Here is a 21,149-nt window from a genome sequence, read left to right as displayed (position 1 = left end):
TATTCGTTACGCAGTTTTTATTTTGTTTGAAAAAGCTTTTTAAACTTATTTTTCCAGGAAAAATTGTGTTGAAATAATAAAAATTCAAGCAAAAAGTTAATATAAAGAAGAAGATCAATTTCACCGGACTGTAAAGAATTGTGCGAGAAGTGTTTTGACTTAAATAAGTTTTCATAACTTTGCACTCCAAAATACGAATCAATTGATATGAGCAAGAAAATTACGGACGAGTCCGGGCTTGAAATTATTGAAACTCCGGAAGCGTTAGCAGGCCAAATCAATAAGGCTGAGGTTTTTTTCCTTAAAAATCGCAAAGTACTGGCAGGTATCGGAGGAGCAATCCTTGTGGCAGTAGTAGCGTTTGCGGGATATCGTTTTTATATAGATGGACAGGAAGGCACAGCGCAAAACGCACTTTCTTCAGTAGTTTATGACTTCGAAGCGGATTCTTTGCAGAAAGCATTGAACGGAAGCGGAGGTAATGAAGGACTGTTGGCGATTGCTGACGGTTATAAAGGTACAGATGCAGCGAATCTTGCAAACTTTTATGCAGGTGTGGCTTTGCTTAAGCAAGGAAAATATGATGAGGCGATCAGCCATTTGGAATCTTTCAGTTCTTCGGACCTGTTGGTAAATGCACGTGCTCAGTCATTGATCGGTGATGCGTATCTTGAAAAAAACCAGGGAGCTGAGGCTATCTCATATTACAAGAAGGCGGCTGATGCTAACAAAAACGAATTTTTTACGCCAGTATATTTAATGAAGCTTGCACTTGCTCAGGAAAAGGCAAATCAGGCTGCTGATGCGGTTGCTTCTTATAAACGTGTTATCGAAGAGTTCCCACTTTCATCGGAAGTTGTGAACGCTAAGAAGTACATGGGATTGTTAGAGGGACAAGTCGGCAAATAAATGGTAATCCATTATTGTTCCAGAAAAGGATAAAGCCGACAACGGTTTTATCCTTTTTTTGTTTTTAAATATTTTACTTCATAATCTATTCATAACAAGTAGTTTATATGTCAAGTGCAGATAAAAATTTAAGCGTATTCAATACCGAAGGCCTTCCTGATATCAGCAATAAAAAATTTGCTATTGTGGTAGCTGAATGGAATAGTGAGATCACAGAAGCACTTTATGACGGTGCCTACAAAACACTGATCGAGTACGGCGCGACAGCGCAAAATATCGAGCGCGGAAATGTTCCGGGTAGCTTCGAACTGACGTTAGGTGCACACTGGTTCGCACAGCGTAAAGATATCGATGCCGTTATTGCATTGGGTGTCGTGATTCAGGGTGATACAAAACACAATGATTATATCAACCACGCCGTAGCGCAGGGAATCACCAATATCAATATCAAAAATAACAAACCCGTTATTTTCGGCGTATTGACTCCCAATAACATGGAGCAGGCCATCGAACGTTCGGGCGGCGTGCATGGTAACAAAGGCGACGAAGCAGCCATGACAGCCATTAAGATGGTGGGGCTGAAAGAGCAGGTGGCTGGGAAGTAGTCAAGTGTGGTCAGGAAATTGTCATTTATGGTCAAGGGTAGGCAGGAAATGGTTATGATTCGTTTTGCGATCCCTGACAACCCCTGACAATTTTCTGACCAAAAATGACAACCCTTGACAACTTAAATTAGTAATCAAAATTCAATCATTAATATTTTATGCAAGTCTGGAAATTTGGCGGCACCTCGGTAGGAAAACCGGAACGTATGCATTCAATTCGTGAGCTTCTTCTTACGGATCCAAGTCGTAAAATTGTAGTTTTATCCGCTTTGTCGGGCTCAACCAATGCGCTTATTGCGATAGGAGAGGCTGCCAAGGCCAACGAAGATGCCTCGGCAGCAAAGCAGATCGATGATTTGAAGGCACATTATGATGCTTTTATCAAAGAACTTTATGCAACGGAAGCTGGTCTTGCCAAAGGCCAGGAAATTATTGATAATGAATTTGGATTTATCCGTTCTCTGGTAAGCATCAAACCTTTTTCGGCGAAACAGGAAAAAGAAATTGTTGCCGAAGGAGAATTGCTGAGCACGCAGCTTTTCCAGGGATATCTGGAAGAAAAAGGCGATAACTCCGTTTTGCTTCCGGCACTGGAATTTATGCGCATTGATGCGGACAACGAGCCGGAACTAGCGACGATCGAGGAAAAACTGACTGCTATTCTTGCACAGCATACCGACAAGCAAACCATCGTTACACAAGGTTTTATTTGCAGAAACCCGCGTGAAGAAGTGGATAACCTGAAACGCGGCGGATCGGATTATACAGCCTCGCTGATTGGTGGTGCTATCCGTGCCGAGGAAATCCAGATCTGGACGGATATCGACGGCATGCATAACAACGATCCCCGTATCGTAAAACGCACTTTCCCGATCCGTGAGCTGACTTTTGAAGAAGCCGCAGAACTGGCTTATTTCGGAGCAAAAATTCTTCATCCAAGTACAATCACACCCGCTAAACTTCGTGGTGTGCCGGTACGTTTGAAAAACACGATGCAGCCGGAAGCGCCGGGAACGCTGATCGCTAACCAGTCTTCTGACAGAGAAATAAAAGCAATCGCTGCAAAAGATAATATTACAGCGATCTATATTCATTCGACCCGTATGCTGAATGCATATGGCTTCCTGCGTCGTGTTTTCGAAATTTTTGAAAAATACAAAACGCCAGTCGATATGATCACGACTTCGGAAGTATCGGTATCGGTTACGATTGATAACTCGGAGCACCTGGAAGCAATCACGGCTGAACTGCGTGAATTCGCAGATCTGGAAGAGAATGACAGCGATCAGAATATCATTTGTATCGTTGGAAATTTCAGCGCAGATAAAGAAGGAATTGCTTTGAAAGTGCTTGATGCCATGAAAAATATTCCTATACGAATGATTTCGTACGGAGCTTCGGAGCATAACCTTTCCTTGTTAATTCATTCGAAATACAAAGCTGAGGCATTAAATGTGCTTAACGAGCGTCTTTTTTATTATGAAGATGCGATGAAGGGAATTTTTACGGCTCCCTGATTTAACCGAGACTAACTTACTCAGCGATTAGCTGTTGGCGTTTAGCTAATAGCCAATCGCTAAAAGCTAACAGCCAATATGTTACAAACAACCTTTATCCGCGATAACAGGGAACTCACGATCGCCGGGTTAATAAAAAAACATTACAAGGACCCGGAAGCAGCTGTTGACCGGATTATAGAACTGGATCGGCTGCGACGCGAGACACAGCAGGAGCTTGATGCTGTATTAACACAATCCAACGCAAAAGCGAAGGAAATCGGTGGTTTGATGAAGGAGGGGAAAAAAGCCGAAGCGGAAACCGCGAAAGGTGAGACGGCTGTTTTGAAAGAAAGATCCAAAGAACTTGACGAGCAACATAAATCAATTGAGGAGGAGCTGCAAAGTGAATTGGTAAAACTTCCTAACCTTCCTCATGAAAGTGTTCCGGAAGGTCGTACTGCCGAGGATAACATAAATGAGCTGGAACAAGGTGCAAAACCAGTGCTTCCGGAAGGTGCTCAGCCGCACTGGGAACTGATCAAAAAGCTGGGCGGAAAACAGGCTCCGATCATTGATTTTGAACTAGGCAATAAAATTACCGCTGCTGGCTTCCCGGTTTACAAAGGAAAAGCGGCCCGTTTACAGCGTGCCATGATCGCTTTCTTTTTGGATGAAGCGGGCAAAGCGGGGTATACCGAAGTCCAGGTGCCGATCCTGATCAACGCGGATTCCGGTTTTGGTACGGGACAATTGCCGGATAAAGAAGGCCAGATGTATCATGATGCCGCTGATGATTTATATTTGATCCCGACGGCTGAGGTTCCGGTTACAAACCAGTACCGTGATGTGATTGTGCAGGAAAATGATCTGCCGATTAAAAATGTAGCTTACACACCCTGTTTCCGTCGTGAGGCTGGAAGCTGGGGAGCGCATGTTCGTGGTTTGAACCGTTTGCATCAGTTTGATAAGGTGGAAATCGTGCAGATTTGTAAGCCGGAAGATTCTTATCAGGCTTTGGAAGCGATGTCCGACCACGTGAAAGGCTTGCTGGAAAAACTGGAATTGCCTTTCCGTATCCTGCGCTTGTGCGGAGGCGATATGGGGTTTACTTCGGCGCTGACGTTTGACTTCGAAGTTTGGTCTGCAGGACAGGAAAGATGGTTGGAATGCAGCTCTGTTTCCAATTTCGAAACGTACCAGGCAAACCGCTTGAAACTGCGTTATAAAACTGCCGATAAAAAGACACAGCTATTGCATACGCTTAATGGCTCTGCTTTGGCGTTGCCACGTATTTTGGCATCATTGCTGGAAAACAATCAGCAAGCGGACGGAACAATCCGTGTGCCGGCTGTTTTGGTACCTTATTGTGGTTTTGATACGATCGAGTAAAATATTGTTGAAAATAAATTTAGGAAAAGCCTTCACATAAATTTGTGGAGGCTTTTTCTGTTAAAAAACACTGGTCTTCTATTTTTTACATTGTCTAAAAAAATGAAATTTTTACCCTTGCCTTAATTTGATAGCCTGGGGTGCACCGCTTACTGACACGGCTACAAAAAATCCATTAACCCGAAAAAATCCCGGAGGGATGGTATTATTGTAGAACGTAAATGTCAGGCCGTTCCGTCAAACCCCGTGGGGGTGGCCGATTGGTTGTGATTAGCTACGGAATAATTTTGAAATGGTTATGTCACCCTTTTTGGGGTTATGGCCTGGCTGTTTCCGTATTTGCTATAATAATGCCATCCCTTCGGGATTATCTACAAGTTTAAACAACTTCATTTAATAATTCTGGAATGCCTACTTTCTTCAAAATCAATTGCCCGATTCGCTCCGAAGCAATCCCTTCTTCAATCTGAAAAGTATTTTCGAAGTCGTTACCGGTAATTTTTGTTTTGAAACAACGAAAAGAAACGGAGGCAGAATCCTTGTATTTCTCCATTAACTCATAGAGGTGTGTGGATACGAGGAAAGATGAATCCGGGTGATTTGCAAATCCGTCTAACACTGTTTTTGAGCAATAAAAAGCATCCTCCTGGTTTGTTCCGCGAAAGAGTTCATCGATGATCACAAAACATTTATTTCCCGCATGTAAGGCCTCTGCAATGGCTTTGATACGCATGATCTCATTGTAAAAATGACTGTAACCCAATTCAAGGTTATCCGAAAGATGAATGGAGGTAAACAGTTGATCGGAAAATGACAACCGAAGTTTGCCGGCAGGAACCGGCCAGCCAAGGTGTGCGAGATAAACGGTCAGACCGCAGGTTTTCAAAAAAGTAGTTTTCCCGCTGGTATTGGCGCCCGTCAGCAAACACAGGTGGGTTTTATCATTGCAGGTAAAATTGTTGGATATGGCGTGTGCGATTAAGGGATGCCAGATTTTATTTGCTTCAAAAACAGAATGACTTTCCGTGAATTCAGGAAAACTTAATTGGTGAACCTGTTTGGTGAGGGCAATGGACCGATAGGCGTCAAAAGTGTAACAGACATCAAGCAACCGACGAAATGATTCTTTATGTGAAACCCGGAAATAATAATCCCGGTAAAAAACAGAGGTGAGTGAGATCCGCTCGTCCTTTGTTTTGAGAAAGGATTCCATACTATCTGAAAAAAGGAATTTGCGGAGGAATGCAAAATCGTCTGCAATTTTATCTGGTATGGTACTATTTTCAAAACGACGGAGGAAATCGTGCATACCGCGTATCACGAGCAGAAGCGCAGTAAGTCCGCTGCGAACCAGGTAAAACTCCCCGGGATTTCGCCAGGAATATAAAAGTGTGTCCACCCAATGTTTGAAAACATCCTGAGACATTGTATAAGCAATGTTGGAGACGTAATAACTTTCCGCAGCCGCAATGTAGGCGCGGGAAACGGGCAGCTGCCATAAATCCACATGCGCACTCACGAATTTCAGAAGCTGTTGAGACGAAATAATTTCTTCCCAGGTATTTTTGGGACTGCCAATCATCCTTTTCAAGGCGTCCTGCCCGCCCTGTGTTTTGGTCTGATCGAAGAAATGCAGGATGCTGCTTTCCTTACTATTCCGGGATTGTATTTGTAATTCGTAAAGCGTTTGCGGGTCAACAGCGTGCATTTTGAAGAAGTTAGGACATCTCCAAAAGTAGGCAGAACCGGGAAAGTAATTCTCTTAAAAATAGTTAAAAGTCAGCCGGTTAGGTTATTGGTTTGCACCGTCAGCCACACCTTTTTTAGGGAAAGCCAGCCAGACAAAATAGCCGGTTAAGATGATGATGCTCACCTGGACCAAATAATCAATAAGTGAATCCTGCGTTGCCGTGATATCCGAAGGACTCAGATAACGAGGCATACCCAGCCGCCACCAGTAAGAGGGATGGACAACGCAAAGGATATTGAAAATCAATAAAAGGATAACCTGTTTGCTGCTTGTCCAGTCGATGATATAAAAAACCAATGGTATCAGAAACAGGAAAATGTAGTTGCTGTATGCGCTTTGCTGGATCACCATCATCGTCGCATAAAGGACAACCCAAACGCGTGAAAGCATAATCCGGAAATCTGCATGCTGAAGGCGGAAAGCGGCCAGTGTTGCCAAACCTACCGAGGTAACGAGCCCCACCCAGTTCCAGAATTTTTCACCCACGCCGATGCCATCAAAAAACCATGGATTGATGATCGAGAGGATATTCGGTGCGCGTAACACTTTGGCTTCGTCCATAGGCTGCATAAATTCCAGGCCAACCAGCGGATACAAAATACCCAGCGAAAGTATCCCGATAATCACCATCGGAATAAGGAAACGGATTTTTTGTTTTTCAATCAGAAACAATGGCACGAGTATCAGGACAAAAATGGCTTTGGTCATCAACAGACCTATTCCAAGAATGACGGCGTACCATTCCACCCTAACAGTCCTTTCTCTCACCAGATAGGCAAGCACCACAAACAGCCACATCCATACATCTTCCTGTGCGCCCACGATACAAAGGACAAGCGAACCCGGCAGGATGAGGTACATCAATGCTTTAAACAAAAATGCCCCGCGTGACTGAAAGGGACGGAAAAAATGCCAGGAAATCCATAATGCCACACCATCCATCACGGCCATCGTAAGTACGATCATTTTCGGACTGTACCAAATTTTTAACCAGATGCCCAGAAAATAGGCGTATAAAGGGGAATACGGAGACCAGAAGTCGCGGTAAACAACCTGGCCCATGGATGCCTTGCTGCCTTCATCCCAGAAACCCAGAACGTCCGAAGTAGGCGTGATGTTTGCGATCAGGTAAACGGCAATAAAAGGGATTAAGCGGAACAATACCCAGCCACTGATCAATGAAACCCGGACACTTTTATTTTCAAGCCAGCCGGACAGTCTTTTCCGTTGGGAAAGTACCACCACCAGAAGAAGGATACATACAAGGCTGATGCCTGTTTTTGCTAGAACTACACTCATGCCACGGCCAGTTTTTCAGGATGTACTACGTTCTGATAAGTTTGGCGCAGGATCCAGACGAAACATAATACGTTCAGGATTTGTAAAACATATTCGAAGAGATTCGAGATGTTGCCAAACATACCAAAAGAGGTATAAGATGGTTGGTGAATATAAACCCAGACAAAAGGCTGCACAACCGTCAGCCAGTTTACGGCAAGCAGCACCACAACGTGCCAGGTTTTTTTCAGGTCAATAATATCAAAAAGAACGGCCATCAGGTAAGCGATCAGATAGGCGCCCATGGCGCTGGCCTGGAAGATCATCATGCATACAAAAACGGCGATGAAAATACCCGGAAGGATTTCACTGATGTGTCTGTGACGTGCTTTAAAAGCCATATAGGCCGGCAGGAAAACGGTAAACAACAATCCGACCCAGTTGATCATCGTAGATTTCTTTTCATTGATATGCATGAATAACTCTACAAAAGGACGGCTTACCGAAAAAAGATTCGGTGTCATCAATTGTTCCGTATGCTGAATTGGCATAAGAAACAGATCGCCAATTTGCCAGTATAAAAAACCAACGGCGGGTATCCCGACAGCGGCCATAACCAAAAGCATTTTTATTGGTTTTTTAACAACCACTAAAATCGCAGGAAGCAGAAAGATAAAAGTTACTTTGATTGTAAGCAAGGTAAGCGCAAAAAGCAAACCGGCACCCACTTCATAATTGTCTTTGTGTTTGATCGTATAACGCCAGATCAGCAACGCGGCTCCCCAAAACCAGACTTCTTCCTGCCCGTCCACCAGGATATACATAAATCCGGCCGGAAGCAACAGATAAATCATGGCATACTGTAACGCCTTGCTGCTTTTGACCTGATATGTTTTGTAGGTCAGCCAGAGAATGGCACTTTCCATCAACACCATAAAGAGGACAATGGCTCGGGCATTATGCCAGATCCAAACGGGGATACTGATGATGTAAGCATACAAGGGCGCATGGTACGACCAGAAATCGCGGTAGACAAAACCTCCGGCCTTGGCGGCATCGGCTTTGTAAAAAAAGAAGGGAATGTCTCCCCGGGGATCTTCATTGATGATCAGGAAAATACCGATCCATGGAATTAGCCGGAGCAAAACAAAACCTGTTGCGAAAACAAGCTTCTCTTTTTCCTGCTGCCATTTTGCAAAAAGATCAGATCGGCTTATCACCCAGAAAATGCCCAGCGTGAGGCCGAGATTGATGAGAAGCTTAATATAAAAAACGGTAAGAACGGGCATGTGAGCTAGAATATCTTTGTATGAAGTGTGTCTGTTTTATCGGTAAAAATCAATATCAAGGCGCAAACTTAAGATAACTTTTTTTCAAAATGATCAGCAAAACACAAAGATTTAATGCGTTACAAATTGGTATGCTTGCATACTATAATGTAAAGCCTTATTTTTGATTGTTTCACAACCACCAAAAGTACTTTTCTTATGCCGTATAATGCGCCACTTATCGGAATGGATTTCAACCTGAGTGAGGAACATGAGGCTGTACGATTTGCTGCCAGAGATTTCGCTCAAAATGAATTGTTGTCCGGAGTTATTGAACGTGATAATGAACAAAAATTTGATCCGGCTCTAATCCGGAAAATGGGCGAGCTTGGGTTTTTAAGCATGATGGTGCGTCCGGAATATGGCGGAGGCGGCATGGACACGCTGTCTTACGTGATTGCGATGGAGGAGATTTCTAAAATTGACGCATCTGCTTCGGTAATTATGTCGGTAAATAATTCCCTGGTGTGCTGGGGTATTCAGGCTTATGGAACTGAGGAACAAAAAAGGAAATACTTGACTCAGCTCAGTTCGGGGAATATGATCGGCGCATTTTGCCTTTCGGAGCCGGAAGCGGGTTCTGACGCAACTTCGCAGCATACAACGGCTGAGGATAAGGGCGATCATTATTTATTGAACGGTACCAAAAACTGGATCACCAATGGCAATTCTTCGGGTGTATGCCTGGTCATGGCGCAGACGCATCCCGAAAAGGCGCACAAAGGGATCAATGTTTTAATCGTAGAAAAAGGGGCGCCCGGTTTTATAGTAGGAAAGAAGGAAGACAAAATGGGCATCCGGGCTTCGGACACGCACACGCTGATGTTTTCGGATGTGAAGGTGCGGAAGGAAAACAGGATTGGTGACGATGGCTTCGGTTTCAAATTTGCCATGAACGTTTTAAACGGAGGGAGGATCGGCATTGCGGCGCAGGCATTGGGCATCGCAGCCGGAGCCTTCGAATTGTCATTAAAATACGCGCAGGAACGAAAAACGTTTGGAAAACCGATCAGTGACCATCAGGCGATACAGTTTAAACTTGCCGAAATGGCTACGCGGATTGAAGCGGCAAGATTGCTGGTTTACAAAGCAGCGAGGTTAAAAGATCAGGGCAAGGATTATATTCAGGCAGCTGCTATGGCCAAGTTGTATGCATCCGATGTTGCCATGTGGGTTACAATCGAAGCCGTTCAGGTTCACGGGGGTTACGGTTATGTGAAGGAATTTCACGTCGAGCGGTTGATGCGCGATGCAAAAATTACACAAATCTATGAAGGTACCTCTGAAATCCAAAAATTGGTAATCGCTCGCGAGTTGCTAAAATAGGCTGTTGAGGGCATATTTCTACATATTGTTCTAAATGTTGGATTAATTTAGTCTTAAAAAGATACTTTTTTTATATTTTTTGTTATTGCATGCTTGTATTAGTTTTGTACAATTTATTAGATTTGTACAAAAATTGAGTAAAAGGTCTTTTCGGCCCCTTAAATATATACATGTATGGAAGACTATAATAAGATTATCGAATCATTGGGAGTGAAGTTTGTGAAGGCACGACACATTCGTATCCTGCAACCTATCACGATCAAAAATTTTTACGACGTACAGAATTCACTTACAATTTTGTACGATGGAGAAGTTTCGTTCGGAAGCGAAGAATCTCATAAGGTAGAAGAAGGTGACATGTTGTTTATCCCAGGCGGAAAACATGCGACTGTGACATACGGAAATACGCAATCTGCGAAAACCGTGTCGAACGAAGAGTTCATGACAAACCGGGATAATTATATAGAAGCCGGACATGACCCTGCTTTAATCGGAAAACTGCCGAATTCTTTCGGTTTGATCTCTTTCGAAGCGAAGGTTTTTGATACCGTTAACTTCTTTACTTCACTGGATGTTCCTCCGTTTTTGATCAAAAGAGACGATCAGATCGCAATCACGATCAATCAGATCCTGACAGAAGACATGCTTGATATTCCTGGTAAAGGACGTATCATTAAAATCAAAACAGAAGAGGTTGTTATCGAAATCATCCGTTACATCCTTAAAAATAAATTGTTTGTTGAACAACTTGTTACAAACAGTACGTATTTCAAGGATCCTCGTTTGATTGATATTTTTGCTTACATCAAAGATAATTTGGGTGGTGATCTTTCTAACAAGGTTTTGGCTAACGTTGCCAACGTTTCCGAAGATTATGTTGGACAGTATTTCAAAATGCTGACGGGTATCAATCCTCAGGATTATATCGAATATCAGCGTATGGAAAAGGCAGTGGACTTACTTCGTACCTCGAAGAAAAGTATCCGCGCCATCGGTTCTGATGTTGGATATAAAGACACGGCCTATTTCTGCCGTCGTTTCAAGATGATGTTTGGTATCCCTGCGGGTAAAATGCGTCGTCGTGAATCACTTATGAATGTTTAGTATTCTGATTATAAATGTTTTGAAAAATGAGCCGTTCCAAAAGGACGGCTTTTTTTTGTGCGTAACCGTATCGGTTTTTTATTGGCAGAAATTATTTACCGCTTGTTTACTTTGAATGTTTGAAACTTTTATTTCTTTTAGAATAACTTTAACAAAACTTACTCGCCGAAATAAAAGCCATGTTGATGATGAAGAAATCCACACGTCTGTTTTTACCTGTTCTAGTCAGCCTATTTATTAGCTCATCAGCCTGGGCGCAAATGAGTGTGGGTTTGAAAACGGGTGTTAACCTATCAAATTTTTCATATGAGGAAGAACAATCGTATGATGACTCACCGGGATTTAAGACCCGGGCCGGATTTAACTTTGCTGTATTATTTAATTATGCCCTGACACCGACTATGAGTATTCAGGTTGAGCCCGGGTTTTCTCAGCGTGGTGCCAAAACCTCCAACACGATAGAGGCTGTACAAAATAACCAGCGTTACAGAATTGAAGGAAAAGGCAAGGTTGTTGCAAATTATATTGAGTTGCCCATCTTGTTTCAGTATAAACCGCAATTTGGCAAACTGGAAGGCATTGTATCGTTCGGGCCTGAATTACGTTATCTGACAACACCCCTTAAATTCAAGAGTACAACCAAGACGTACGTAAACGGAGAGCTTGTTTCAGAAGAAAAAGATGATCAGTCTTTAAGCGGAGACGATGGCATCCGGAAATTTGATATTGGTCTGGTGGCGGGTGTAGGTGCGGCTTACCCGATTGGTGCGGTGAAAATATTTGGCGAAGCGCGTTATCATTTTGGAATCAACAACCTGGTAGGGCATTTTGACGGAAACGAATCAAAACTGTATAACCGTGGGGCTTCAATCAACGTTGGCGTTCTCTTACCCGTTGGTAGAAAATAAACAACAACACAAGCATTAATAAAAAATGGCTGCGAGGGAAATATCCCGGCAGCCATTTTTTATTGCCGAAATTTTACTGGACCGGCGTAAGCTGAACGGCTGAAACTTTCCAGCTTCCGCCTTTTTTAACGGAAACCACGGTATAAGTTACTTCATTCTGGAAGCCGTTATTCTCGATTTTTCCTTTCACATTCCAGGTTCCTGTAACCACGCCCACATCGCCATAGTCGCGTGTGCGGGTGCCGGAAATCATGCCCGTATCCACGACGATATAGCCTTGGGCAACACCCTGAGAAAGCATATCGCGATCCACCTGCTGGCCATCGAAGCTCACAATTGAAAAATCGTCGGCCAGAATATTGTTTAGCGCATTGTTGTCTTCGTCCAACAGTGCCTTAAAAAAGGCATTGGAACACTCGGTTGCATCCTGCGGACGCGAAAAACTGGCTTGCGCATAGGTTGTCAGCGAGCCCAGTGCAAGCAAACCACAAAGCATTAATTTTTTCATAAAGCGTTTATTGATCGTGTTTTAGCAAATGTTTTGGGAAGCTGCAAAAAAGTCTGATGCTGTACAAATTTTTAGTAAAATGTTTATGGAAAAATTATGTGATCGGTCGTTGGCTTCTATTCGGCGCAGAAGCCGACCGATGCTGGCCGAAAGCTGAGAGCCCCAAAGTTTCCTCCCTTGTGAATATATGATTAGATTCGCGTTTGTTTTACGGATCGATAGCAATACGAAAAGATATGATGAAGGTTAAAACGTGGATATCCCTGGCAGGGCTGTTTTTAGGACTTGTAGCCTGTTCTACGCCGCCGGATACACTTGGCAAGCTTGACTTGAAAAAGTGGCGTCAGGACCGCGGAGGATGCAAGAATGAGCGTTCTGCGTTGGTAGCTGATCTCAGAGGAGAACAAAAACAGTTGATCGGGAAATTTGCCGACGATATCGGAAAGATTCTGGGAAGACCGGATATTCATCAGCTGGGTGAAAGAAACCAGAAGTTCTATGTTTATTTTTTAGAAAAAGGACCGCAGTGTGATGATATCACCAAAAAATCGGAGGCGAAAAAAATAATACTGAAATTTAATGCGATAGGCCTGTTGTCGGAAATTACGTATCAGAGCAGGCCGCTGTGACCGTTTCCAACCCGATATTTTAGCGCAGGAGGGAGATGTTAATTCTCCCTCAAAAATTCAATCTCCATAAACCCGCCCATCGCATTTGCCGCGGTAACAAATTGCGGGATGCCGTTGACTACGTCCAGGGATTGCTTGTGGGTGTGTCCGGCGAAAATACCTAACAGGTTGGTGGCGGCAAATACTTCTTTGTGAAAATCCATGGTTGTGGTCGTGTGGCCTGCCTTTGGCCAGCGCGGGCGCCGTTCGAGGGTAAAGCCCTGGTCGGCTTCCCATCCCCATTGCGGGTGTCCGCATCCAAAACCCATCGGCCGACCAGGCGCGTAGAGAGGGATATGCACAAAAAGTACCAGCGGTTTTCCGGTTTTGACCTGCTCACGAAAAAATGCGAGTTGCTCCGGCAGAATCTCGTAAATGGAATTATCCAATGTGACAAACCGGATTCCATGAATTTCTTTTACCGTCATCAAAGGATGATCTCCCTGATACAACGGTTTTAATCTGCTTTCAGACCATTGCTTCCTCAAACTTGCGAGACTGCCCTCCATGCCTTCGTAATGCCAGTCGTGGTTTCCCGCGGCATATTGAAAAGGCAGACCGGATTCATTCAGTTGACGTGTAACCCAGTCGATAGCCGCTTCCGAAGGGAAACTGAAAAGGTCCCCGGGCAAGGCAAGCAGATCGACTTTTAACGTTTTACCTAATGCGATCATCTTCTCAAACGATTCATTGGGATTGGTTGGCTGGCCGGTCTGGAAATGCGTCGTCTGATTGTAAGCCTTCGCCATTCGCCCGCTGTATTGGACAAAAGGCTCTCCACGCTGGTCATCCATCCAAAGATGCGTATCCGAGACCAGTAATACTTTCACCGGCGTGGTGAAGTCGGGGGAATGAATTTTGACTTTATTCTGATCCAGTGAAAACTTGCTTCTCTGTTCTAAGAGCGTTCCGGCTTTCGCATGCCCGGCAATGGCAGTGCCCGTTGTAACGGCAACAGCGGTTTGAATAAAGTTTCGGCGTTTCATCAGCTAGCGGCGGGGAAAGGTAAAAGAATACCTTAACAAGACGAAATCGATGTTGATTTACCAATGAGGGTAGAAAAAAATCAGGTTTTCCTATTTCAAAAATCAACGCTGGCGGTTAAATTTGATAAAATAATCCATACCTCAATGAACCTGAAAAACTTCCAGACCCAAATTTCCCCTGTCATTCTCCAGCGTGGAAAAGCATATTTCGATGAAGGATCCGTGAGCATTCTTGAAGAAGAAGAAAATGGGGTCTGGTGCGCGGAGGTGGAAGGTTCGGAGGTTTACTCGGTTGAAGTTGAGCTTATTGGCAATGATGAAATAGAGGGTTATTCCTGCGATTGTCCGCACGATGCCGACGTGTGCAAGCATATTGTGGCAGTGTTTTATGAACTGAAAACACGGGTTAAAACCGTGAAATTAAAACCTGCGAAGAAAGGCCAGGCGTTGTCATTTACCGAATTACTGAAGAAAGTTACCGTTTCGGAATTGAAAGAATTCGTTGCGCTATTTGCCGGAAATGACAAAAATTTCAAAAACCAGTTTGAATTGCATTTTGCACACAAGGACGAACACGTTGATGTTGAAAAGCAATATACAGATCTGGTCAAAAAGATAATCCGCTCTTCCATGAGTGGAGGTTTTGTGGATTATTATTCCGCCGGGGACTTGTCCAGCAAAGCCGATGCCATTCTTGCCAAAGCGGAGAAAGCCATAGATGCCGACAATTTCAAAGACGCTTCAGTTATTGTCCGGGTGGTACTGAAACAATTGATAGTGGATGTTATTCCGGAGGCTGATGACTCCAATGGCAGTATTGGGGCTACCATCTCAGATGCAATTTCCATCCTGGGCTCAATTGCGGAATCTGCGCTTTGCGCACGGACGTTGAAAGAAAGTATACATGATTTTTTGGCAACAGAACTCAGTAACGGGGTTTATTTTGATTATGGCGATTTCGGAGATGACTTATTTGATGTATTTCGAAATTTGTCTGTACAATTAAACCGGAACGAAACCTTTCTCTCCTTCACAAGCCGGTTTTCCAAAAAAAGTGCTGAACCGGGTGTTAGCAATTACCGGGCAGAGTATTTTACCAAACAAACCATCCTGTTTTTAAAGGAAACCGGAAAGATGCTTGATGCCGAAAAGATGATATGGCAGAATCTGGACATCGTGGAAGTAAGGAAGGGTGTTGTTGATGAAGCGATTAATAGGAAAGATTATATAGAAGCAAAAGAGTTGATTTATCAGGGGATTGTATTGGCGGAGAAGTTAAGTCATCCAGGAACGGTTTCTCAATGGCAAAAAGTGCTCCTCCAAATTGCAGTGCTGGAAGGAGATATGACGATGCAAAGGCATTTTAACCTGCTTTTTGCCTTTGATCGTGGTTTTGCAAAAGAGTACTATGAAAATTGGAAAAAGACTTTCCCGAAAGCAGAATGGGAAATTGAATTTGACAATTTGATTCGGAAAATTGTTGATGGGGTTGAGTTGGAAGCAAAAAAGCATTTTAACCATCCGTGGTGGTCCAAGAACCAAGCTTTATTAAACAGGCTAGCCCCACTTTATGTGCAGGAAAAACAATGGGATGCATTGTATAATCTTGTTGAGGATTACCCTAGTGAGGAGGTATTGCTCGAATATCTGAAATATCTGGCGCCACATTTTCAACCACAACTGACCGACTTGCTTTTCCCGGTATTATTGCTTGCAGGCGACAAGGCTAATTCGAGATCGAACTATGCACAGATTGCATCGAACATGCAAAAAATTATTAAGCTGATGCCTGCAAGTAAAAGTAAAATCCTGGAAGCAGCGCAGATTTTAAGATCAAGATATCCCAGAAGACCCGCCATGATTGATGAATTGAAAAAGGTGGGGTGATATTAGACTTGCCAAGACTAATAAATAAATCGGCAATTATTTCTACCCACGAATTGTACCTACGGCGCAAAATAGTAGCTTGTAAGATTTGATCAAAGCAGTATCAATAAAATCCTTCACAAATAAAACTTCTTAATCCTTATCGTAGATTCTACTGCTTCAGGAACCATGTAACGGATCGAAATACCCTTTTTCAGGCAGGCTCTCAGGTATGTGGCAGAAATGTCCAGCAACGGAGCCTGTACGAATTTAACGGCGGGGTGATCTTTGAAATTGTGGGCCGATGAATTCGGCCTTGGGTATACGTATAAGCCAACGTATTCAAGAATTTTGTCATGGTTTTTCCAATGCGGAAACTGGGCCAGGTTATCTTCACCCATGATCAGTTTAAACGCATGCTGAGGAAATTTTTCCTGCATCCTGATCAGTGTATCAATGGTGTAACTGGGCTTTGGCATATGAAACTCTACGTCAGTCACTTTGAGCAAAGCGTTATCCGCAACGGCCCGCTGTACCAGATCATAACGGTCGAATTCATGAAGCAGGCTGCTGTTTTTCTTAAATGGATTCTGCGGACTTACCACAAACCAAACCTGTTCCAGATCAGTGGACGTTACCATGGTGTTGGCAATAATCAAATGACCGATGTGTATAGGATTGAAGGATCCGAAAAACAGACCTATTTTCATAAAATAATATTGGGGGAGTCATGACAAAAACGACAAATTACTGACAAACCTATGACAGCAATCCGCTTTATTCCTTAACAAATTCCTGAATCAGATCTTCCGCTTTTTTCAAAGCCTCACCCAGGTCATCATTAATCAGCACGGTATCAAATTCGTGTTCAAAACTTTGTTCGTAACGAACCTTGGCAAGACGTGTTGCCATTGTTTTTGCTGTCTCGGTGCCGCGGCTATTCAACCGGCGTTCAATTTCTGCTTCTGAAGAAACTTTTACGAATACGGCCAGGGCATCTTTTTCGTATGCTTCCTTGAGTTTCAGGCCGCCTTTGACATCCACATCGAAAACCACATGTTTTCCTTCATCCCAGAGCCTTTGGATTTCTGCTTTCAGGGTACCGTAATAATTACCGGCATAAACTTCTTCCCATTCGGCAAATTCCTGGTTTGCAATCCGTTGTCTGAAATCTTCAATGGATAAAAAATAATAATCTTTTCCATCCACTTCATATGCCCGTCTCGTGCGCGTACACGCGGAAACTGAAAACGCCAGCTGCGAAGAAAATGTATCTAAGAGATGCCGGACTATGGTTGTCTTCCCAGAACCTGATGGGGCAGAAAATATGATAAGCTTACCTTTCACGCGTAACCGGATTAACTATTTACTTTGGACAAAATAGTATCCAAAATGCTTTGTGGACAAGGTCTTTTCACAAGTTTGATACTCAATGACTCCTTAATGCACTTTTCAAGGCGATAAGCTTCGATACAAGGCAGGCATTTATCCATGTTTTCCCTGAAATGATCCTTTTCCGCTTCCGTAGCTTCGTCGTCGAGAATCGACTGAATGATTTTCATACATTCGGCATGATGCTCGCAGCTATGCTTCATGGGTTGTTTTTGCGCGTCTTCTGTATCAGAAGGCGTATGGGAAGATGCATTCATCACAAATTATGCTGGTAAATTAATTTTTTGGAATATATATGTACGACTGTACCCTATAACTCATTTGTTTATGAAAAAAGTTTCATGAGTTAAGAATCATATCCCATTGAACTGGCATAACTTTTCAGTTTTTCTTTCAAAAGGTTACGTGCACGGTGTAATCTGGACCTTACTGTACCGATGGGAATGTCCAGAATTTTGGCCATTTCCTCGTAGGTAAACCCTTCAATGTCACAAAGAATAATCACGGTACGGAAGTCAACAGGCAGCGCATTCAATGCATTGGCCACTTCGTCACCGATAAGTTCCTGCACGGCGTCGGCCCGAAGATCGACCGTGTAAGTCGTATCGGAAGCTTCCTCTGAATTATAAGTTGTTTCTACTTCCTGATAATCAACTTTTGAAGGTTCTTTGCTTTTTTTACGATAATCGTTGATAAAGCTGTTTTTCAGGATACGGAAAAGCCATGCTTTGGCGTTCGTGCCCTGCTCAAAAGAAGAAATAAACCGGAAAGCTTTTAGGTATGTGTCCTGCACCAGGTCATTTGCATCGTCTTCGTCCATGGTTAGGCGGAAGGCGAAGTTATACATGGAGTCTATGTGTGGCATGAATTCACGGTTGAAAATCTCGTAGCGGAGATCGTCGGTGTATCCATTAGTGGTGATCGATTCTGGCATGGCAACTGACATAGGAATGCTGAATTTACAAAGATTATCAACAGCTCCAAATCGTACAAAGCAAATTTTGATGAATGGCGGTTATAAGTTCCTGAACTGCCATTATTTCGGGATGCACATTTTTTCGCTGAAAGGACTTTACCTGACATTGGTGATATCTAAAAATGCTATCACCGCTTATTGATGTATAAACATCAAATTTCGAGCCAAGTCTATTTGGTACCGTCAAATTGTCAGGTTACCTTTTTGAAAAAAGTTCCAAAAGAACTATCATGATCAGTGTGAAGAGGGTGCTGGCTATGATACGGATCAGTGTGTGCAGTATCATGCCCAAATTATTTATCTCCATAAAAAAAAGCATGGCATGATGCAGCAGAATTAACGGAGCGATATAAGCCAGAAATGCGCCAATGCCCTGGCTTCTAATCCCGATATCAACACGTTCGGCACCTTTGGATTCCATTTGGTACCGGATCAGGAAGGGGCGCAGATAGGCAATAAGCACGGCTGCGGCCGCATGCATGCCAAAAGTATTTGAAAAAATATCGACTGTGAAGCCCAAAGCAAAACCGATAAAAAGCAAATACATCCGGCTGGTTTCGGTAGGAAGAATGAGAATACCCCCAACGTAAACAAAGCAAAATGCATAGTTGAACAGGACCATATTGCGCATAAAGAAAATTTGCAGCAAGAGGTACATGAGCACCATTAAAGAATATTGTATTGCCTCGCGTAAGCTCATTGACGTTCTCCTATACGTTGTTTTAATTTTTCCTGTTCCCCAAGTTGCTGATTTTTCACCACATAGACATAGGAAAGGTTTCTGAAATCCGTTGCTAATTCCAGGCTGATGTTATAAAACGTCTGATCAGGATGTACCGTGACAGATTTAACTTTCCCCACCATTATGCCGGGAGGGAAAACGGAGTTCATATTGGAAGTTACCGCAGAATCTCCTTTGTAAACTTTGGTATAACGGGAAACGTCCACCAGGTCGATAAAATCAGGATCTTTCCCGGGCCACTTGGCTGTGCCGATCTCTTTGCTGCGTACGAGCTTGGACGAAACCATAAACTGTGAATGCAGGATGGATGTAATGATCGAGTAATTCTTTGAACAGAAACGGACTTTACCAACGACACCTGTCGCCGATATGACACCCATGTCCGGCTGAATGCCGTCATCCGTGCCCTTATCGATCGTAATGTAATTGTTGGTTCTGTTGGTTTCGTTGTCGACAACTTTCGCAACGGTATAAGTAAACCTTGAATTAAATGCCGAATCCGGGACATAACCTGCCGGCGCGTCTTTCGCGTTTTTCTGACTTAATGTAGCAACCAGTGCATTTAAACGGGCATTTTCATTCGCCAGGTCGGCGTTGATCTCGCCGAGGCGCGTATACTCGCGGGCTGAATTTGAAAGAGAAAGTGTTTTGGCAACGTAATAGTTGGACGTGTTGAAATACGTGGCACCCCAATAGGAATTACTGCGCACAATTAACCATCCGCTGAATATTTCCAGCAAAACGAAAACCAAAAAGAACCGATTCCGGGCAACGAAATCTACAAGCTGAAGCATGGGCTAATATGTTCACACGCAGGATGTCAGTTAAAGATCTGGCCTTTTAACTGACATCCTGTGAACGATCCGATACTACGAAATCAATACGGGTTTGTACAATTCCAGATTTTTAAGAACCTCACCGGTTCCTTTCACAACCGCCTTTAACGGATCCTCTGCAATGTGTACAGGCAATTTAGTTTTTTGGGAAATACGTCTGTCCAAACCGTGGATCAAAGCACCACCGCCTGTTAGCCAGATACCGTTTTTGAAAATATCGGCTGAAAGTTCAGGAGGAGAGATTTCCAGGGCTTTCATAACGCCTTCTTCGATTTTAGATATTGATTTATCTAATGAATATGCGATCTCACTATAAGTAACACGAATTTCTTTTGGAATACCCGTCATTAAGTCACGGCCGCGAACCTGGTAGTCTTCCAGCGCCGTATCCAGTTCCGGAGAAGCTGAACCAATGGCCATTTTAATTAATTCAGCAGAACGCTCACCAATCAATAGGTTATGCTCACGACGCATGTAGTCAACGATATCTCTTGTGAAGACATCACCGGCAATACGCACAGACTGCTCACAAACAATACCCGAAAGTGCAATAACGGCAATTTCAGTAGTACCACCGCCAATGTCAACGATCATCACACCGTTTGGCTGGGTGATATCGATGCCGATACCGATGGCCGCTGCAATAGGCTCATGAACCATGTAAACTTCTTTGGCTCCTGCATGCTCACACGAATCCTTAACGGCGCGTTTTTCAACCTCAGTGATTCCCGATGGTATACAAACAACCATGCGGTGGGATGGCGTGAAAAAACGACTGCCGGTATCGATCATCTTGATCATACCGCGGATCATCATTTCCGCAGCGGTAAAGTCGGCAATTACGCCGTCTTTCAGGGGACGAATGGTTTTTATATTTTCATTCGTTTTTTCATGCATTTGCATCGCTGTGTGGCCTATCGCTAACACCTTGCCGGTGGTTTTATCCATGGCAATAATGGAGGGCTCATCAACAACTACGGTATCTTTATGGATGATCAGAGTATTGGCCGTACCCAAATCAATCGCTATATCACTTGTCAAAAAATCAAACAATCCCATATATATTTTTAAAATTTTCG

21 protein-coding genes are annotated in these 21,149 nt (G+C 43.4%); 9 read left to right on the top strand and 12 right to left on the bottom strand.

Annotation, left to right across the window (positions count from 1 at the left end):
* Positions 1-207: 207 nt before the first annotated feature.
* The 4 genes from RB622_RS21860 to serS all read left to right on the top strand — a co-directional run bounded on the left by RB622_RS21860 (position 208) and on the right by serS (position 4,402).
* A complete protein-coding gene (locus RB622_RS21860) occupies positions 208-909 on the top strand; it encodes a tetratricopeptide repeat protein (RefSeq protein ID WP_308048805.1) in 702 nt (233 codons plus the stop codon).
* Positions 910-1,016: 107 nt separating this feature from the next.
* Positions 1,017-1,514, top strand: coding sequence for a 6,7-dimethyl-8-ribityllumazine synthase (gene ribH, locus RB622_RS21855; protein ID WP_308048804.1), 498 nt, complete (start codon positions 1,017-1,019; stop codon positions 1,512-1,514).
* Positions 1,515-1,672: 158 nt separating this feature from the next.
* Positions 1,673-3,031: an aspartate kinase gene (locus RB622_RS21850; RefSeq protein ID WP_308048803.1), complete on the top strand. Its 1,359-nt coding sequence runs from the start codon at positions 1,673-1,675 to the stop codon at positions 3,029-3,031.
* Positions 3,032-3,109: 78 nt separating this feature from the next.
* Complete coding sequence (gene serS / locus RB622_RS21845) at positions 3,110-4,402, top strand: serine--tRNA ligase (protein ID WP_308048802.1); 1,293 nt, start codon at positions 3,110-3,112, stop codon at positions 4,400-4,402.
* 379 nt (positions 4,403-4,781) lie between these two features.
* Here serS and RB622_RS21840 read toward each other — a convergent pair whose 3' ends face one another.
* From RB622_RS21840 to RB622_RS21830, 3 genes are all read right to left on the bottom strand, one after another.
* Positions 4,782-6,110, bottom strand: a complete 1,329-nt coding sequence (locus RB622_RS21840; protein ID WP_308048801.1) for a MutS-related protein — start codon at positions 6,108-6,110, stop codon at positions 4,782-4,784.
* Between the two features lie 84 nt (positions 6,111-6,194).
* A complete protein-coding gene (locus RB622_RS21835) occupies positions 6,195-7,451 on the bottom strand; it encodes a hypothetical protein (RefSeq protein ID WP_308048800.1) in 1,257 nt (418 codons plus the stop codon).
* On the bottom strand, positions 7,448-8,719 hold the full coding sequence (locus RB622_RS21830; RefSeq protein ID WP_308048799.1) for a hypothetical protein: 1,272 nt from the start codon (positions 8,717-8,719) through the stop codon (positions 7,448-7,450). Before RB622_RS21830 ends, RB622_RS21835 begins: the two co-directional genes overlap by 4 nt.
* A 225-nt stretch (positions 8,720-8,944) precedes the next feature.
* Here RB622_RS21830 and RB622_RS21825 point away from each other — a divergent pair, with 225 nt between their 5' ends.
* The 3 genes from RB622_RS21825 (at position 8,945) to RB622_RS21815 (ending at position 12,096) form a co-directional block, all read left to right on the top strand.
* Complete coding sequence (locus RB622_RS21825) at positions 8,945-10,084, top strand: acyl-CoA dehydrogenase (protein WP_308048815.1); 1,140 nt, start codon at positions 8,945-8,947, stop codon at positions 10,082-10,084.
* 174 nt (positions 10,085-10,258) lie between these two features.
* On the top strand, positions 10,259-11,188 hold the full coding sequence (locus RB622_RS21820) for an AraC family transcriptional regulator (RefSeq protein WP_090336674.1): 930 nt from the start codon (positions 10,259-10,261) through the stop codon (positions 11,186-11,188).
* A 185-nt stretch (positions 11,189-11,373) separates the two neighbouring features.
* Entirely contained in the window at positions 11,374-12,096 is a 723-nt protein-coding gene (locus RB622_RS21815) for a porin family protein (RefSeq protein WP_308048797.1), read from the top strand.
* 73 nt (positions 12,097-12,169) lie between these two features.
* Here RB622_RS21815 and RB622_RS21810 read toward each other — a convergent pair whose 3' ends face one another.
* A complete protein-coding gene (locus RB622_RS21810; protein WP_308048796.1) occupies positions 12,170-12,604 on the bottom strand; it encodes a nuclear transport factor 2 family protein in 435 nt (144 codons plus the stop codon).
* Between the two features lie 236 nt (positions 12,605-12,840).
* On the opposite strand from RB622_RS21810, the gene RB622_RS21805 reads away from it, so the two are divergent.
* Complete coding sequence (locus RB622_RS21805) at positions 12,841-13,233, top strand: hypothetical protein (protein WP_308048795.1); 393 nt, start codon at positions 12,841-12,843, stop codon at positions 13,231-13,233.
* 38 nt (positions 13,234-13,271) lie between these two features.
* Here RB622_RS21805 and RB622_RS21800 read toward each other — a convergent pair whose 3' ends face one another.
* Entirely contained in the window at positions 13,272-14,258 is a 987-nt protein-coding gene (locus RB622_RS21800) for a metallophosphoesterase (protein ID WP_308048794.1), read from the bottom strand.
* A 63-nt stretch (positions 14,259-14,321) separates the two neighbouring features.
* On the opposite strand from RB622_RS21800, the gene RB622_RS21795 reads away from it, so the two are divergent.
* On the top strand, positions 14,322-16,145 hold the full coding sequence (locus RB622_RS21795) for an SWIM zinc finger family protein (protein ID WP_308048793.1): 1,824 nt from the start codon (positions 14,322-14,324) through the stop codon (positions 16,143-16,145).
* A gap of 116 nt (positions 16,146-16,261) precedes the next feature.
* Here the strand turns inward: RB622_RS21795 and nadD are convergent, their stop codons facing one another.
* The 7 genes from nadD to RB622_RS21760 form a co-directional block, all read right to left on the bottom strand.
* Positions 16,262-16,834, bottom strand: a complete 573-nt coding sequence (gene nadD, locus RB622_RS21790; RefSeq protein WP_308048792.1) for a nicotinate (nicotinamide) nucleotide adenylyltransferase — start codon at positions 16,832-16,834, stop codon at positions 16,262-16,264.
* A 67-nt stretch (positions 16,835-16,901) separates the two neighbouring features.
* On the bottom strand, positions 16,902-17,471 hold the full coding sequence (gene gmk, locus RB622_RS21785) for a guanylate kinase (protein ID WP_308048791.1): 570 nt from the start codon (positions 17,469-17,471) through the stop codon (positions 16,902-16,904).
* 11 nt (positions 17,472-17,482) lie between these two features.
* Positions 17,483-17,773 carry a phosphohydrolase gene (locus RB622_RS21780; protein ID WP_308048790.1) on the bottom strand — a complete coding sequence of 97 codons (291 nt, stop codon included), beginning with the start codon at positions 17,771-17,773 and terminating at the stop codon, positions 17,483-17,485.
* A gap of 89 nt (positions 17,774-17,862) precedes the next feature.
* Complete coding sequence (locus RB622_RS21775; protein WP_308048789.1) at positions 17,863-18,462, bottom strand: sigma-70 family RNA polymerase sigma factor; 600 nt, start codon at positions 18,460-18,462, stop codon at positions 17,863-17,865.
* 226 nt (positions 18,463-18,688) lie between these two features.
* Positions 18,689-19,192, bottom strand: a complete 504-nt coding sequence (locus RB622_RS21770) for a hypothetical protein (RefSeq protein WP_308048787.1) — start codon at positions 19,190-19,192, stop codon at positions 18,689-18,691.
* Positions 19,189-20,028 (bottom strand): rod shape-determining protein MreC, encoded by an 840-nt coding sequence (mreC, locus tag RB622_RS21765; RefSeq protein ID WP_308048786.1) that lies wholly within the window; start codon positions 20,026-20,028, stop codon positions 19,189-19,191. Before mreC ends, RB622_RS21770 begins: the two co-directional genes overlap by 4 nt.
* Before the next feature lie 75 nt (positions 20,029-20,103).
* A complete protein-coding gene (locus RB622_RS21760) occupies positions 20,104-21,129 on the bottom strand; it encodes a rod shape-determining protein (protein WP_308048785.1) in 1,026 nt (341 codons plus the stop codon).
* Positions 21,130-21,149 lie beyond the last annotated feature (20 nt).

This window comes from Dyadobacter sp. LHD-138, from assembly GCF_030929615.1.
In the GTDB taxonomy this organism is placed as follows: domain Bacteria; phylum Bacteroidota; class Bacteroidia; order Cytophagales; family Spirosomataceae; genus Dyadobacter.
The sequence above is the reverse complement of the archived record's forward strand: the minus strand, read 5'-3'. Positions and strand labels throughout refer to the sequence as shown.

Excerpts from the sequence above, each read along its gene's own strand:
- RB622_RS21860 (WP_308048805.1), top strand. The coding sequence starts at position 208 with ATGAGCAAGAAAATTACGGACGAGTCCGGGCTTGAAATTATTGAAACT.
- ribH (WP_308048804.1), top strand. The coding sequence starts at position 1,017 with ATGTCAAGTGCAGATAAAAATTTAAGCGTATTCAATACCGAAGGCCTT.
- RB622_RS21850 (WP_308048803.1), top strand. The coding sequence starts at position 1,673 with ATGCAAGTCTGGAAATTTGGCGGCACCTCGGTAGGAAAACCGGAACGT.
- serS (WP_308048802.1), top strand. The coding sequence starts at position 3,110 with ATGTTACAAACAACCTTTATCCGCGATAACAGGGAACTCACGATCGCC.
- RB622_RS21840 (WP_308048801.1), bottom strand. The coding sequence starts at position 6,110 with ATGCACGCTGTTGACCCGCAAACGCTTTACGAATTACAAATACAATCC.
- RB622_RS21835 (WP_308048800.1), bottom strand. The coding sequence starts at position 7,451 with ATGAGTGTAGTTCTAGCAAAAACAGGCATCAGCCTTGTATGTATCCTT.
- RB622_RS21830 (WP_308048799.1), bottom strand. The coding sequence starts at position 8,719 with ATGCCCGTTCTTACCGTTTTTTATATTAAGCTTCTCATCAATCTCGGC.
- RB622_RS21825 (WP_308048815.1), top strand. The coding sequence starts at position 8,945 with ATGGATTTCAACCTGAGTGAGGAACATGAGGCTGTACGATTTGCTGCC.
- RB622_RS21820 (WP_090336674.1), top strand. The coding sequence starts at position 10,259 with ATGGAAGACTATAATAAGATTATCGAATCATTGGGAGTGAAGTTTGTG.
- RB622_RS21815 (WP_308048797.1), top strand. The coding sequence starts at position 11,374 with ATGATGAAGAAATCCACACGTCTGTTTTTACCTGTTCTAGTCAGCCTA.
- RB622_RS21810 (WP_308048796.1), bottom strand. The coding sequence starts at position 12,604 with ATGAAAAAATTAATGCTTTGTGGTTTGCTTGCACTGGGCTCGCTGACA.
- RB622_RS21805 (WP_308048795.1), top strand. The coding sequence starts at position 12,841 with ATGATGAAGGTTAAAACGTGGATATCCCTGGCAGGGCTGTTTTTAGGA.
- RB622_RS21800 (WP_308048794.1), bottom strand. The coding sequence starts at position 14,258 with ATGAAACGCCGAAACTTTATTCAAACCGCTGTTGCCGTTACAACGGGC.
- RB622_RS21795 (WP_308048793.1), top strand. The coding sequence starts at position 14,322 with ATGAGGGTAGAAAAAAATCAGGTTTTCCTATTTCAAAAATCAACGCTG.
- nadD (WP_308048792.1), bottom strand. The coding sequence starts at position 16,834 with ATGAAAATAGGTCTGTTTTTCGGATCCTTCAATCCTATACACATCGGT.
- RB622_RS21780 (WP_308048790.1), bottom strand. The coding sequence starts at position 17,773 with ATGAATGCATCTTCCCATACGCCTTCTGATACAGAAGACGCGCAAAAA.
- RB622_RS21775 (WP_308048789.1), bottom strand. The coding sequence starts at position 18,462 with ATGTCAGTTGCCATGCCAGAATCGATCACCACTAATGGATACACCGAC.
- RB622_RS21770 (WP_308048787.1), bottom strand. The coding sequence starts at position 19,192 with ATGAGCTTACGCGAGGCAATACAATATTCTTTAATGGTGCTCATGTAC.
- mreC (WP_308048786.1), bottom strand. The coding sequence starts at position 20,028 with ATGCTTCAGCTTGTAGATTTCGTTGCCCGGAATCGGTTCTTTTTGGTT.
- RB622_RS21760 (WP_308048785.1), bottom strand. The coding sequence starts at position 21,129 with ATGGGATTGTTTGATTTTTTGACAAGTGATATAGCGATTGATTTGGGT.